The sequence below is a fragment of the Luteibacter sp. CQ10 genome, from assembly GCF_040900725.1.
Taxonomy (GTDB): domain Bacteria; phylum Pseudomonadota; class Gammaproteobacteria; order Xanthomonadales; family Rhodanobacteraceae; genus Luteibacter.
Map to the genome: position 1 here is coordinate 167,793 of NZ_JAEUYM010000003.1, position 14,244 is coordinate 182,036.

At 65.6% G+C, this 14,244-nt stretch carries 13 protein-coding genes and 1 tRNA gene; 12 read left to right on the top strand and 2 right to left on the bottom strand.

From position 1 onward, the window contains the following. Positions 1–36: 36 nt before the first annotated feature. The gene (locus tag JNG39_RS13700) at positions 37–1,047 is read right to left on the bottom strand and encodes an NAD-dependent epimerase (protein WP_368312164.1); all 1,011 of its coding nucleotides are present in this window, start codon (positions 1,045–1,047) and stop codon (positions 37–39) included. 232 nt (positions 1,048–1,279) lie between these two features. Here JNG39_RS13700 and thrS point away from each other — a divergent pair, with 232 nt between their 5' ends. The 11 genes from thrS (at position 1,280) to JNG39_RS13755 (ending at position 11,528) form a co-directional block, all read left to right on the top strand. After that, positions 1,280–3,181, top strand: coding sequence for a threonine--tRNA ligase (thrS, locus tag JNG39_RS13705; protein ID WP_368312166.1), 1,902 nt, complete (start codon positions 1,280–1,282; stop codon positions 3,179–3,181). Between the two features lie 45 nt (positions 3,182–3,226). Next, a complete protein-coding gene (infC, locus tag JNG39_RS13710; protein WP_345780027.1) occupies positions 3,227–3,754 on the top strand; it encodes a translation initiation factor IF-3 in 528 nt (175 codons plus the stop codon). Positions 3,755–4,104: 350 nt separating this feature from the next. Next, positions 4,105–4,302 (top strand): 50S ribosomal protein L35, encoded by a 198-nt coding sequence (rpmI, locus tag JNG39_RS13715; RefSeq protein WP_036114929.1) that lies wholly within the window; start codon positions 4,105–4,107, stop codon positions 4,300–4,302. A gap of 13 nt (positions 4,303–4,315) precedes the next feature. Continuing rightward, entirely contained in the window at positions 4,316–4,675 is a 360-nt protein-coding gene (gene rplT, locus JNG39_RS13720; RefSeq protein ID WP_072322974.1) for a 50S ribosomal protein L20, read from the top strand. A 111-nt stretch (positions 4,676–4,786) separates the two neighbouring features. Then, positions 4,787–5,779 (top strand): phenylalanine--tRNA ligase subunit alpha, encoded by a 993-nt coding sequence (pheS, locus tag JNG39_RS13725; RefSeq protein ID WP_368312167.1) that lies wholly within the window; start codon positions 4,787–4,789, stop codon positions 5,777–5,779. A 30-nt stretch (positions 5,780–5,809) separates the two neighbouring features. Further along, positions 5,810–8,191: a phenylalanine--tRNA ligase subunit beta gene (gene pheT, locus JNG39_RS13730; protein ID WP_368312169.1), complete on the top strand. Its 2,382-nt coding sequence runs from the start codon at positions 5,810–5,812 to the stop codon at positions 8,189–8,191. 1 nt (position 8,192) lies between these two features. Continuing rightward, positions 8,193–8,492, top strand: a complete 300-nt coding sequence (gene ihfA, locus JNG39_RS13735) for an integration host factor subunit alpha (protein WP_144909793.1) — start codon at positions 8,193–8,195, stop codon at positions 8,490–8,492. After that, positions 8,473–8,829 carry a MerR family transcriptional regulator gene (locus tag JNG39_RS13740; protein ID WP_368312171.1) on the top strand — a complete coding sequence of 119 codons (357 nt, stop codon included), beginning with the start codon at positions 8,473–8,475 and terminating at the stop codon, positions 8,827–8,829. The genes ihfA and JNG39_RS13740 overlap by 20 nt, the downstream gene beginning before the upstream one ends. Positions 8,830–8,877: 48 nt before the next feature. Next, positions 8,878–8,954, top strand: a tRNA-Pro gene (locus tag JNG39_RS13745). 284 nt (positions 8,955–9,238) lie between these two features. Next, the gene (locus JNG39_RS13750) at positions 9,239–10,573 is read left to right on the top strand and encodes a homocitrate synthase (protein ID WP_368312174.1); all 1,335 of its coding nucleotides are present in this window, start codon (positions 9,239–9,241) and stop codon (positions 10,571–10,573) included. Then, entirely contained in the window at positions 10,563–11,528 is a 966-nt protein-coding gene (locus JNG39_RS13755; protein ID WP_368312175.1) for a GGDEF domain-containing protein, read from the top strand. The genes JNG39_RS13750 and JNG39_RS13755 overlap by 11 nt, the downstream gene beginning before the upstream one ends. Here JNG39_RS13755 and serA read toward each other — a convergent pair. Continuing rightward, the gene (gene serA / locus JNG39_RS13760) at positions 11,506–12,741 is read right to left on the bottom strand and encodes a phosphoglycerate dehydrogenase (protein ID WP_368312177.1); all 1,236 of its coding nucleotides are present in this window, start codon (positions 12,739–12,741) and stop codon (positions 11,506–11,508) included. The genes JNG39_RS13755 and serA overlap by 23 nt on opposite strands. 120 nt (positions 12,742–12,861) lie before the next feature. Between serA and JNG39_RS13765 the strand changes: the two genes are divergently transcribed. Continuing rightward, the gene (locus JNG39_RS13765) at positions 12,862–14,244 is read left to right on the top strand and encodes an FAD-binding oxidoreductase (RefSeq protein WP_368312179.1); all 1,383 of its coding nucleotides are present in this window, start codon (positions 12,862–12,864) and stop codon (positions 14,242–14,244) included.

The following is a 14,244-nucleotide window of genomic DNA, read 5'->3' on the forward strand; positions in this document are numbered from 1 at the left end:
GGTGGGAGCCGATCGTATCGGCGAATACAGGTCGCCTCAGTCGGCCCTGTAAAACCCCTTGTACCACTCCGCGAACCGCCGCACTCCCTCATCCACCGGCGTCGACGGGGCATACCCCACATCGCGCCGCAACGCCGACACGTCGGCCCACGTGTCCGGCACGTCGCCCGGCTGCATCGGCAGCAGGTTCTTCTCGACGCTGCGTCCGAGGTGCTTCTCGAGCAAGCCGATGAAATCGAGCAGCTGCACCGGCTCGTCGTTGCCGATGTTGTAGACGCGATACGGCGCCGACGAGGTGCCGGGATTCGGCATCGTCGGGTCGTACGACGGATCGGGGCGCGCGGGGTGGTCGAGCGTACGGATCACGCCCTCGACGATGTCGTCGATATAGGTGAAGTCGCGGCTGTGCTGTCCGTGGTTGAACACGTCGATGGGCTCGCCGCGCAGGATGCGGCTGGCGAACAGGATCGGCGACATGTCCGGACGGCCCCACGGCCCGTACACCGTGAAGAAGCGTAGCCCCGTGGTCGGCAGGCCGAACAGGTGGCTGTACGTATGCGCCATCAGCTCGTTGGACTTCTTGGTGGCCGCGTAGAGGCTCACGGGATGATCCACGGCGTCTTCCACGGCGAAGGGCATCTTCCGGTTGGCGCCGTAGACCGAGCTGGACGACGCATACACCAGGTGACCCACATCGTGGCGCCGGCAGGCCTCGAGCACGTTCACGAAACCGACCAGGTTGCTCTGCACGTAGGCGTGGGGATGGGTGAGCGAATAGCGCACGCCGGCCTGCGCGGCCAGGTTGACCACGCGCTCGGGCACGAAGTCCGCGAACGCCTTGTCCACGGCGGCCTGCTCGGCGAGATCGGCACGCCGGTGCGTGTAGGCGGGGTGGCTCGCGAAGCGGGCGAGCCGGGCCTCTTTCAGGGCCGGGTCGTAGTAGTCGTTGTGGTTGTCGAGGCCCAGCACCGTATCGCCGCGTGCCAGCAGGCGTTCGGTGAGGGCCGCGCCGACGAAGCCGGCACTGCCGGTGACCAGGATGCGCATGGGGCTTGCCCGAGGAGGGGGAAACCCCATTGTAACGGAGCGTGCCGTTGACACGGCGCAAGGGCTGAACTAGTTTTTGCCGGTATCCACGAGACGAGGGTGGCCCGCGGCAACGCCGGCCGAGTGTGCGACATGCGGACTACGACCTGCTCAACCTGACTCCACCGCCACGTCTTCGTCTCCATCCGAAGGGCGCCTGGCGCCCTTTTTGTTTGTCCGGAAATCCGTTCCCATGATCCAGATCACGCTCCCCGACGGCAGCCAGCGCCCCTTCGACCATCCCGTGTCCGTGCAGGACGTCGCCGCCTCGATCGGCGCCGGCCTCGCCAAGGCCACCCTCGCCGGCAAGGTGGACGGCAAGCTGGTCGATGCGAGCTTCACCATCGATCGCGACGCCTCGCTGGAAATCGTCACGGAGAAGAGCCCCGAGGCCCTGGACATCCTGCGCCACTCCACGGCGCACCTGCTCGGCCAGGCCGTGCAACGCCTGTTCCCCGGCGCGCAGGTCACCATCGGTCCGGTCATCGACAACGGCTTCTATTACGACTTCGCCTACGAGCGTCCCTTCACGCCCGACGACCTGGCCGCCATCCAGGCCGAGATGGAGAAGATCGTCAAGGAACAGATTCCCGTCACGCGCTCGGTGAAGAGCCGCGACGAGGCGATCCGTTTCTTCCGTGACCTGGGCGAGGAATACAAGGCGCAGATCATCGAGTCGATCCCGGCCGGCGAAGAGCTATCGCTCTATACCCAGGGCGAGTTCACCGACCTGTGCCGCGGCCCCCATGTGTCCAACACCGGCAAGCTGCGCGCGTTCAAGCTGATGAAGGTGGCCGGCGCCTATTGGCGTGGCGATTCCAACAACGAGATGCTCAGCCGCATCTACGGTACGTCGTGGCTCAACGACAAGGACCTGAAAGCCTACCTCGTCCAGCTCGAGGAAGCCGAGAAGCGCGACCACCGCCGCATCGCCAAGGAGCTCGACCTCTTCCACCAGCAGGAAGAAGCCCCGGGGATGGTCTTCTGGCACCCCAAGGGCTGGGCCATCTGGCAGGTGGTGGAGCAGTACGTGCGCGGCGTGTATCGCAAGAGCGGCTACCAGGAAGTGCGCGGGCCGCAGATCATGGACGTGAGCCTGTGGAAGAAGTCCGGCCATTGGGACAACTACCACGAGAACATGTTCTTCACCGAGTCGGAAAAGCGCACCTACGCGCTCAAGCCGATGAATTGCCCGGGCCACGTGCAGATCTTCAACGCCAACCTGCACAGCTACCGCGACCTGCCGATCCGCTACGGCGAGTTCGGCGGCTGCCATCGCAACGAACCCTCGGGCGCGCTGCACGGCATCATGCGCGTGCGCGCCTTCACCCAGGACGACGGCCATATCTTCTGCACCCCGGCGCAGATCGAGGAGGAGGTGGCGGCTTTCCACCAGCAGGCCATGCAGGTGTACTCGGATTTCGGTTTCGAGGACATCGCCATGAAGATCGCCCTGCGCCCCGAAAAGCGCATCGGCGCCGAGGACGTCTGGGACAAGGCGGAGGACGCCCTGCGCAAGGCGCTGTCCGCGGCCGGGGTGACGTGGGAAGAGCTTCCGGGCGAGGGTGCCTTCTACGGCCCCAAGATCGAGTATCATATGAAGGATTCGATCGGCCGTACCTGGCAGGTCGGCACGATGCAGGTGGATTTCATGATGCCCGAGCGCCTCGGCGCCGAGTACGTGGACGAAAACAGCCAGCGTCAGCACCCCGTCATGCTTCACCGGGCCATCGTCGGCTCGATGGAGCGCTTCATCGGTATTCTCATCGAGCATCACGCGGGCTTGCTTCCGCCGTGGCTCGCCCCCATTCAGGCCGTCGTGTTCGGTATTACCGACGCTCAGGCCGATTATGTGCGTGAGGTCACGCAAGCCCTTGTTGGACAAGGCTTCAGGGTGGATGCCGATTTGCGCAACGAAAAGGTCGGATATAAAATCCGGCAGCATACGATGCAGAAAGTGCCCTACCTCATCGTGGTCGGTGACCGCGAGAAGGAACAGGGTACCGTTTCCGTACGTACTCGCGGTGGCGAAGACCTCGGCAGCATGCCGGTGGCCGACTTCGCCGCGAAACTGGAGGCAGAGGCCCGTCGCTGAAGGCACGGGCTCGCCATAGGGTTCATTCTTCTGGAGGATAGCGTTATCGCTACGACCGATAACAAGGGCAATCGCAAGAACAACGAGATCCGCGTGCCCAAAGTGCGCGTGCTGGGTCCCGAGGGCGAGCAGCTGGGCATCATGGATACCCGTGAGGCCATCCGCCGCGCCGAGGAGGACGGTCTCGACCTCGTCGAAATCCAGCCGAACGGCGATCCGCCGGTCTGCAAGATCATGGATTTCGGCAAGTTCAAGTTCGAAGCCCAGAAGAAGGCCCAGGCCGCCAAGAAGAAACAGAAGCAGGTCGAAATCAAGGAAGTGAAGTTCCGCCCCGTGACCGACGTGGGCGACTACGACATCAAGCTGCGCAAGATGCGCGAGTTCCTCGAGGAAGGCGACAAGGTGAAGGTCACGATCCGCTTCCGCGGCCGTGAGATGTCCCACCAGGACCTCGGCCAGAACCTCGCCAGGAAGATCCAGGCCGATATCGGCGAAGACGGCGTGGTGGAGTCTTTCCCCCGCCTCGAAGGCCGGCAGATGGTCATGATGATCGGTCCGAAGAAGAAGATCTGATCGTCCCGAACGGCGCCCCAGGGCGCCGTTCTCATGTCCACTGAGACGTCGCTCCCGCGCACGCGGGAGCCCAGCGCCTGACATCAGGCTGTCGCGACGAGCTTCCTACGGTTTTTCGCTCTGACTCCTCCGCCAGTCTCGGCACCGGGGCTCTGGATTCCTGCGTTCGCAGGAATGACGGGTAGGGAACGCCCCACCATGGCTGAGTGTTGAATTTTCACGATTTGTGTATAATCGCCGGCTCGGCCCGCAAGGAAGGGCCGATCACCGTCCCCGGCAGGAAGGAAAGCGCAGGCGCCGCGAGGCCCCGCCGCCGGATCAGTCAGCAATCGTAGATACGGAGCATTCCGATGCCCAAGATCAAGACCAACCGGGCGGCCGCGAAGCGTTTTCGCAAGACCGCTTCGGGCAAGTTCAAGGCCGGTCACGCCTTCAAGTCGCACATCCTGACCAAGAAGTCGACCAAGCGTAAGCGCGGCCTGCGCGCTCCCAACCACGTCAAGGCGTGCGACACCAAGGGTGTGGCTCGCATGTTGCCGTATCTCTAAGGGAGACTAAGTAATGGCTCGTGTTAAGCGCGGTGTTACCGCCCGTCGTCGTCACAAGAAAATCATCGGCCGTGCCAAGGGTTATTACAACGCCCGCCGCAAGGTCTTCCGCGTAGCCAACCAGGCCGTCATCAAGGCCGGTCAGTACGCGTACATCGGCCGCAAGCAGCGCAAGCGTCAGTTCCGCGCGCTGTGGATCGTCCGTATCAATGCCGCCGCCCGTCAGTTCGGTCTGTCGTACAGCCGTCTGATCAACGGTCTGGCCAAGGCCAACATCTCGGTCGACCGCAAGGTCCTCGCCGACCTCGCCGTGCACGACATCAAGGCGTTTGGCGCGATCGCAGAGAAGGCCAAGGCCAGTCTGGCTGCGTAATCCGCTTTACCACGCGCGGTAACACCTGCCGCGCGATGATGGATAACGTGGGGAGAAGGCCTTGCCTTCTCCCCATCTTTTTTTGTGTGCCTGAAAACATCAGGAAAACCGATGGAATCGATCGAGCAAATCGACGCCTCCCTGAGCGACATCGAGTCCGCCGTCTCGCTCGAGGCCCTGGATGCCGTCCGCGTCGCCCTGCTGGGCAAGAACGGCGCGATCACCGCCGCCCTGAAGGCGCTAGGCCAGCTCTCCGCCGAGGAGCGCAAGGCGCGAGGCGCCGAGGTCAATCGCGTCAAGGAGCGTCTGACCGATGCCATCGCCGCCCGCAAGCGGACGCTGGAACAGGCCGAACTCGACCGCCGCCTCGCTTCCGAGCGCATCGATGTCACCCTGCCGGGCCGCGACGGCGACTTCGGCGGCATCCATCCGATCACCCGCGCCCTCGAGCGCATCGCCGACATCTTCGGCCGGCTTGGCTACCAGCGTGCCGACGGCCCCGAGATCGAAGACGACTGGCACAATTTCGAGGCGCTGAATTTCCCGCCGCACCATCCCGCGCGGGCGATGCACGACACCTTCTATTTCGGTGACGGGCGCTTGCTGCGCACGCATACCTCGCCGGTGCAGATTCGCTCGATGCGCGGCCGCCAGCCGCCCATCCGCATCATCGCGCCGGGCAAGGTCTACCGCAGCGATTCCGACCAGACCCACTCGCCGATGTTCCATCAGATCGAGGGCCTGCTGGTCGACGAAACCTCCAGCTTCGCCGATCTGAAGGGCACGCTGGCGGAGTTCGTTCGCGCCTTCTTCGAGCGCGATTTCGAAATGCGCTTTCGTCCGAGCTACTTCCCGTTCACCGAGCCGTCGGCCGAGGTGGACATTCGCTGGGATGCCGAAGACGGCTCCACGCGCTGGCTCGAAGTGTTGGGCTGCGGCATGGTGCACCCCGCCGTGCTGAAGAACTGCGGCATCGATCCGGAGCGTTACACGGGCTTCGCGTTCGGCCTGGGTGTCGAGCGCTTCGCCATGCTGCGCTACGGCGTAAGCGATCTGCGCGCGTTCTTCGACAACGACCTGCGCTTCCTTCGCCAGTTCGCCTGATCCGCCCACCCCGTTCAACGAGTCGCTCCCATGAAATTCTCCGAAAACTGGTTGCGTGAGCTGGTGACCGTCGACGCGGACCGCGCCGCGCTCGTGCATGCCCTCACCATGGCCGGCCTCGAAGTCGAAGACGTCACGCCGCTGGGCGAGAACCTCGACGGCGTCGTCGTCGCCGAGATCGTCGCGGCGGCGAAGCATCCCGAGGCCGATCGCCTGCAGGTATGCAGCGTGAGCACGGGGCAGGGTGCCCCGCTGCAGATCGTCTGCGGCGCCCCCAACGCCCGCGTGGGCATCCGCGTGCCGCTGGCCACCGTCGGCGGCACGTTGCCGGGCGGTATCCAGATCAAGGCGGCCAAGCTGCGTGGCGTCGAATCCTTCGGCATGCTCTGTTCCGCGAAGGAGCTGGGCATCGACGCCGACGCCTCGGGTCTGCTCGAACTGCCGTCCGACGCGCCGCTAGGGCAGTCGTTGACCGCGTATCTCGGCCTGCCCGATGCCAGCATCGAGCTGAAGGTCACCCCGAACCGTCCCGACGTGCTCGGCCTCAACGGCCTCGCGCACGACGTGGCCGCGCTGTTCGGCAGCCGGGTGAAGTCCATCGGCGTGGGCGAGGCGGCGGTGGCGTCGGCCGCGACGCGGACGGTGAGGCTCGAAGCAGGCGCCGACGCGCCGCGCTACCTCGGCCGCGTGATCGAAGGCATCGACGCGAGCGCTCCCTCGCCGCTGTGGCTGGCCGAGCGTTTGCGTCGAGCGGGCATCCGCCCGATCGGCGCCGTGGTCGACATCACCCAGTACGTGATGCTCGAGCTGGGGCAGCCGATGCACGCGTTCGACAACGACAAGCTCGCCGGGTCGATCGTCGTCCGTCACGCCACGCAGGGTGAAACCCTCAAGCTGCTCGACGGCAACGAGGCGAAGCTCGATCCCTCGTTCCTGGTCATCGCCGACGAGGCTCGTCCGCTCGCCGTCGCCGGCGTGATGGGCGGTTTCGATTCGCGCTTTACCGACACGACCCGCAACGTGTTCCTCGAGGCCGCGCATTTCGCGCCGTCGGCCATCATGGGGCGCGCGCGCAAGCTCGGGCTGCATACCGACGCGTCGCATCGTTTCGAGCGTGGCGTCGATCCCGCGCTTCCCCGTCGCGCCCTGGAGCGTGCCACGGAGCTGTTGCTGGACATCGCCGGTGGCAAGGCGGGACCGATCGTCGTCGCTGAGCGGAGCGAAGACCTCCGCGAGCACGCGCCGGTGCTGCTGCGCCATGCGCGCCTGCGCCGCGTGCTCGGCATCGAGGTGGCCGCGAGCGAGGTCTCGCGCATCTTCACCGCGCTGGGCATGGCGGTGGAAGAAGTCGCCGACGGCTGGCGGATCACCCCGCCCAGCAGCCGCTTCGACATCGAACGCGAGGAAGACCTCATCGAAGAGGTCGCCCGCATCCACGGTTACGAACGTATTCCCACCACCACGCCCGCGGGCAAGATCGCCCTCGAGCCCGAGCCGGAAGCGCGCCTGTCCGCGATGCAGCTGCGAGATCAGCTCGTGTCACGCGGCTATTTCGAGGCGGTGACGCTGTCGTTCGTCAACGCCGACCTGCTCAGGACGTGGGGTGTCGACGCCGCCTGGGTGCCGTTGGCCAACCCGCTATCGGCCGACCTGGCCGTGATGCGTACCTCGTTGCTGCCCGGCCTGGTCGAGGCACTGCGCTACAACGCTGCCCGCCAGCAGGAGCGCGTGCGCCTGTTCGAGGTGGCCCGTAGCTTCCATGCCACGGGAGGGGCCCCCGACGAGGTCGACCGCGTGGCCGTGGTCGCCTCCGGGAGCGCTCGTGCCGAACAGTGGGGCGAGCCCTCGCGACCGATCGATTTCTTCGATCTCAAGGGTGATCTCGATGCGTTGATCGCCCGTACCGGTGAACCGGCCCGCTGGTCGGTGGACACCGCCGACCTGCCGTCGTGGCTGCATCCCGGTCGGGGTGCCCGCGTGCTGCGCGACGGCCACCCGGCCGGTTTCATCGGCGCACTGCACCCGGCGCTGGCCAAGGTGCTCGATCTCGGCGCCGACGTGCACGTGATGGAGGTGGCGCTCGAGCCGTTGCTGGCGCGTCGCCTGCCCAGTGCGACGCGCGTGGCCCGCTTCCCCGCCGTGCGCCGGGACATCGCCGTGGAGCTGCCCGAGGAGGTGACCTGGGCCAGTGTCGAGGCCGCCGTGCGCGGAACCTTGGGCGAGACGCTGCGGGAGATCCGCCTGTTCGACCGCTATGCGGGCAAGGGAATCGAGGAAGGGCGAAAGAGTCTCGCTATGGGCTTGATTTTACAGGACGCTTCACGCACCCTTACCGACGAAGATGCCGACGCTCGCGTGGCAGAAGCGGTGGGGGCATTGGAGAAAACATGCAAGGCAAGAATGCGAGGATGAGATGGCGCTGACCAAGGCGGAAATGGCCGAGCGGCTTTTCCTCGACGTAGGCCTCAACAAGCGCGAGGCCAAGGAATTCGTGGACGCGTACTTCGAGGTCGTGCGCGAGGCGCTCGAGAAGGGCGAGCAGGTCAAGCTGTCGGGCTTCGGCAACTTCGACTTGCGCCAGAAGAATCAGCGGCCCGGTCGCAATCCGAAGACCGGCGAAGAAATCCCCATCTCGGCCCGGCGGGTAGTCACTTTCCGCCCCGGCCAGAAACTCAAGGTAAGAGTCGAGGGCTATGCTGGATCCAGGGAATAACACCGAACTTCCGGCGATCCCGGCAAAGCGCTACTTCACCATCGGTGAGGTCAGCGAGCTTTGCGGCGTCAAGCCGCACGTGCTTCGCTATTGGGAGCAGGAGTTTCCCGCCCTCAAGCCCGTCAAGCGTCGCGGCAACCGTCGCTATTACCAGCGCCACGACGTGCTCATGATCCGGCAGATCCGTTCGTTGCTGTACGACGAGGGCTTCACCATCACGGGCGCACGTGCCCGCCTCGACGGCCCCCAGGCCCGGATGGAGGCGAGCATGTCGCACCAGATCGTGCGCCAGGTCAGGCTCGAACTCGAAGAGGTACTTACCCTGCTTCGTCGCTGACCGGCGCTTCCGCTGGCGGCATCGAAGCTGTTACAATCGTTAGCTCGTCGGGGTGTAGCGCAGCCTGGTAGCGCACTACGCTGGGGGTGTAGTGGTCGCGAGTTCGAATCTCGCCACCCCGACCATTTATTTCGAAAGGCGTCCCAGTGGGGCGCCTTTTTCTTTGGTCGGCTTTCTTGGGTCTGCGCGGCGGTCGCCTCGAGCATCCGACGAGGTGTCCTTCGGGCGCGTCCCTGAGCCTATCGCTAGGCCGATTCGGCCGGACCCGTGCAAGTTATTCAGCCCTCTAGGAAAGTTCCGGCAACGTCTTCACATTTCCCCTGGGCATCCGCTCTCAAGTATGGCGTCCGCCGGCCGATAGACCGGCAGACGATTTTCGTGCGGATGCCGCTTCCGGGGGGAAAGAACGATGTCATCAACCGATGCCCGCGACCGCGCCCATGCGGCCTTGAAAGCGGCGCAGGACAAGATCGACCTGCTCGCCGGAATCCGGCCCTTCCTGATCGATCTTTCCTTGCGCGAGAACCCGGTAGGCTCGCGCGTCGGCCAGACCATCGACGAAAAGATGGCCATCCTGCCGCGCCTGCGCGAGTTCGGTTTCAAGAATATCTCCCTGGGCACGCTCGATTACGCGATACCCGACGAACTCGAGGTCGACGACGATTTCATGCGCAAGCTGCGCGACACCGGCGCCGATCTGCGCGGATGTTTCGCGTTCACCGCCATCGGCCTGGTCGATGCCGACGGTCGCTTCACGCCCGACCCCTCGCAGGTGAAACTTCGCGACTACGGCGTGCCGAACACGGTCCACGAGATCTACCTGAGCCCGTTCGGCATGGCCAAGATGTACGACCTGGATACGCTCAAGCGCAGCATCCCGGCGAGCGTGCAGTGGCTGATCGACAACGTGAAGGGCGAGAACGGCGGTCCGCCGCGTATCTTCATCAATATCGTGGACGGTTGCGATGCGTTCGCCGAAACGCCCGACGACACCTTCGACGTGCTCGAACTGATCGGCAGCCTCCCGATCGAAGGCATCACCATGGAGGACGATCGCGGCACCTACATGCCGTTCCAGGTGGGCGCCTACGTCGCCGCCGCACGCGCGATCCTGCCTGAGCGGATGAAGATCCTCGTGCACCTGCACGCCGGCGGTGGCTTCGAAAACGCCTCCATGATCGAAGCCCTGCTCAACGGCGCCGACGGCGCCTGGGGTGGCCTGCCCAAGCAGGCCGCCGTGATCGGGCATGCCTCCCTGGGCGAACTGCTGGCCAACCTCGCCCGCGTGAAGAATCGCGAAATCGACGGCATGTTCCGCATGAAGGAACTGCTGCCCCTGGCGACGAGCCTCCAGGTGCTCGACGAGAACGGACCGGTGCCGGACGACCTGCCGGTCCTGGGCAACAATGCCTACCGGTTGTCGCTGAGTTCGTTCCGGCAGATCGACGAACGCTTCATGGACCTTCCGCCCGAGCGCATCGGTGGCCAATATCGCTATCGCATCTGTCCGGTGGTGAGCGACGCCGAACCGGTGCGCGGCCGCCTGGCGGAGGTCACGGGCGAGGCGCCGGGGACGTACGACGACGCCGTCGTGGACACGATGATCCGCCTGATGCGCCGTGACCTGCGCGCAGGCGTTCGCATCGACTACGACGAGCCGGCGAACCTGATCCAGCTCCATGCCCGCGCCACGAACCCGCCGGCTCCCCTTTCGACCGCCATGCAAGTCACCCATGAGCATTGAAGACGAGATCCTCAACGAAGAGCCGGGGGTCTATAAGACCCTGCTCGAATCCACGCGGGCCATCCCCTGGAAAATCGACTGGGCGACGCTGCGCTTCGCCTACATCGGGCCGCAGATCGAAGAACTGCTCGGCTGGTCGCCGCAATCCTGGGCCACCGTGCAGGACTGGTCCGATCGTATCCATCCGGAAGATCGTGAGTGGGTATTCAACTTCTGCGTGTCGCAGTCGCAGGCCGGCATCGATCACGAGGCCGACTATCGCGCACTGCGCAAGGACGGCGAATTCGTCTGGATCCGCGACGTGGTGCACGTGGTGCGCAATCCCGACGGTACGCCCAATGCGCTGATCGGCTTCATGTTCGACATCAGCGAGCGCAAGCGCACCGAGGAAAAGCTGCTCGACATGCAGCGCGAACTGGAAGAGCTGTCCTACAAGGACGGCCTGACCGGCGTGGCCAATCGCCGACGTTTCGACAAGGTGATGGACGTGGAGTGGCGTGAAGCGCGCCGCCTGCGCCAGCCGCTGTCGGTGGTGGTGCTGGATATCGACTACTTCAAGCAATACAACGACCACTACGGCCACCTCGAGGGTGACGAGTGCCTCAAGCGCGTGGCGAAGGCGCTGACCGGCATCCTGCGCGGGCCGCGCGACCTGCTGTGCCGCTTCGGTGGCGAGGAGTTCGTGCTGCTGCTGCCGGACACCGACGAAGGCACGGCCATGGCGCAGGCCTGGCGTTGCCTCGATCTCGTCGACAAGGCATTGATCCTGCACGCGGGCATCGGCACCGGCCACCGCCTCACCCTGAGCGCGGGCGTGAACACCATCGTGCCGAAGGAGCACGACGAGGTGAATCCGTTCATCGACGTGGCCGACCGCCGCCTTTACCTGGCGAAGGAGCGGGGCCGTGCGCGCGTCGTGTCCGACGACGCGGTCAGTAGAGAACCCGTGCCTTGAGCGTGCCGTCGATGGCCGCCAGCTCGTTGCGCAGGGCGGCGGCGCGTTCCTCGGTGGTGGTCACGTCGATCACCACGTAACCCACCTGCGGTGAGGTCTGCAGGTACTGGCCGTCGATGTTCACCGCCGCGCGGGAGAACACGTCGTTCACCTGGGAAAGCACGCCGGGGATGTTGCGGTGGATGTGCAGGAGACGGCGGCTGGTGGGGTGGCCGGGCAGGGACACCTCGGGGAAGTTCACCGCCGAGAGCGTGCTGCCGTTGTCGCTGTAGCGCACCAGCTTGGACGCCACCTCGATGCCGATGTTTTCCTGCGCCTCGGCCGTGCTGCCGCCGACGTGGGGGGTGAGGATCACGTTGTCCATGCCCACCAGAGGCGAGACGAACGGGTCGCCGTTGCCCTTGGGCTCCACCGGAAAGACGTCGACGGCGGCACCCGCCAGGTGTTTCGACTGGAGGGCGGCCGCCAGGGCGTCGATGTCGACCACGGTACCGCGGGAGGCGTTCACCAGCATGGCACCGGGCCGCATGCGGGCCAGCTCGGCGGTGCCGATCATGTTCTTGGTCTGTGCCGTTTCCGGCACGTGCAGGGTGACCACGTCGGCCCGCTCGAGCAGGTCGTCGAGACTGGCGGCCGGGCGTGCGTTGCCGAGGGAGAGCTTGGGCTCGATATCGTGGAAGATCACCCGCATGCCCAGGGATTCCGCCAGCACGCCCACCTGGGTGCCGATGTGGCCGTAGCCGACGATGCCCAGCACCTTGTCGCGCACCTCGAAGCTGCCGGCGGCCGACTTCGACCAGCCGCCCCGATGGCATTCGGCATTCTTCTCGGGGATGCGGCGCACCAGCATGATCGTTTCGGCGATGACCAGCTCGGCCACGCTGCGCGTGTTGGAGTAGGGCGCGTTGAACACCGGCACGCCCAGCCGCTCGGCCGCGGCGGCATCGACCTGGTTGGTGCCGATGCAGAAACAGCCCACCGCGATCAGGCGGCGGGCCTCGGCCAGCACCTCGGCGGTGAGGTGGGTGCGCGAGCGGATGCCCACGATGTGCGCGTCGGCGATGCGCTCGCGCAGCTCGTCGTCCGGCAGCGACTTCTCGTGGAACTCGATCTGCGAATATCCGGCCTGCCTGAACGTCTCCAGCGCGCTCCGGCTGACCCCCTCGAGCAGCAGCACCTTGATGTCTTCTTTCGGGTACGACGTGCGCTTCATGGGGCGTGACCGGTCCTGGATGAGGAAACCCACTATGCCAGATGCCTCCTACGAAAAGGGACGATGGACGCGCACTGCCCGACGCTGGCACGCTGGGGCACCCGATGTCTGGACGTCCCTATGACCGACCCTCGTGTGACCGAGCTCGCCGGCCTCCTGCCGGGACTCAAGCTGTCGATCGATGCCGGCGATCTCGAACACCACGGCCGCGACTGGACGCGGCGATGGACGCCCGCGCCGATGGCCGTGGCCTTTCCGGCGGACATCGCCGAGGTGCAGGCCATCGTCCGCTGGGCGAACGGCGCGAGCGTGGCGATCGTGCCTTCCGGTGGGCGCACGGGCCTCTCCGGCGGCGCCGTGGCCGCCCGGGGCGAGCTGGTCGTCAGCCTCGACCGGATGAACCGGGTGCTCGGTTTCGATCCCATCGACCGTACCCTCACCGTGCAGCCGGGCATCGCGCTCGAAGCGGTGCAGAATGCCGCGCGCGAGCACAGCCTCATCTATCCGGTGGACTTCGCGGCGCGCGGTTCCTGCCAGATCGGCGGCAATATCGCGACCAATGCCGGCGGCATCCGCGTGATCCGCTACGGCAACACCCGCCAGTGGGTGGCGGGACTCAAGGTGGTGACGGGCCACGGTGAGCTGCTCGACCTCAATCGCGGCCTGGTCAAGAACGCCTCCGGGTACGATCTCCGGCATCTGGTGATCGGCTCGGAAGGCACCCTCGGCATCGTCGTCGAGGCCACGCTGTGGCTTACCTCGCCCCCGCTGCAGACGCAGGTCATGCTGCTGGCCGTGCCGGCCATGGATGCCCTGATGAAGGTATTCGCCGAAGCCCGTCACCGCCTTCGCCTGGAAGCCTTCGAATTCTTCACCGATCGCGCGCTCGCGCACGTCAAGGCGCACGGCGGGCAGGATCCCTTCGATACCGTGCATCCTTTCTACGTGGTGACCGAGTTCGACGCCGCCGACGAAGCGGCGAAGGATGCGGCGATGGCTTTCTTCGAGCTATGCGTGGGGGAGGGCTGGGTCGTCGACGGCGTCATCGCGTCCAGTGACGCCCAGGCCAGTTCGCTGTGGCGGTTGCGCGAGGGCATCACCGAGAGCCTTGCCCGGCATCGTCCCTACAAGAACGACGTATCGGTGCGGATAGCCGCCGTCCCCGCTTTCATGGACGACATGCAGCGCCTGCTCGCGGTCGAGTACCCGGATTTCGAGGTGGTCTGGTTCGGCCACATCGGCGATGGCAACCTGCATATCAACGTGTTGAAACCGGCCGGCCTCGACAACGACGCCTTCGTGGCCCAGTGCGAGCACGTGACCTCGATGCTGGTGGAGACCTTGCGCCGCCACGAGGGCAGCATCTCGGCCGAGCACGGTATCGGCCTGGTCAAGAAGCCCTGGCTGTCGAGCGTGAGGTCGCCCGGGGAGATCGCCCTCATGCGTGGGATCAAGGCCGTTTGGGACCCCAACGGCGTCATGAATCCGGGCAAGTTACTGTAG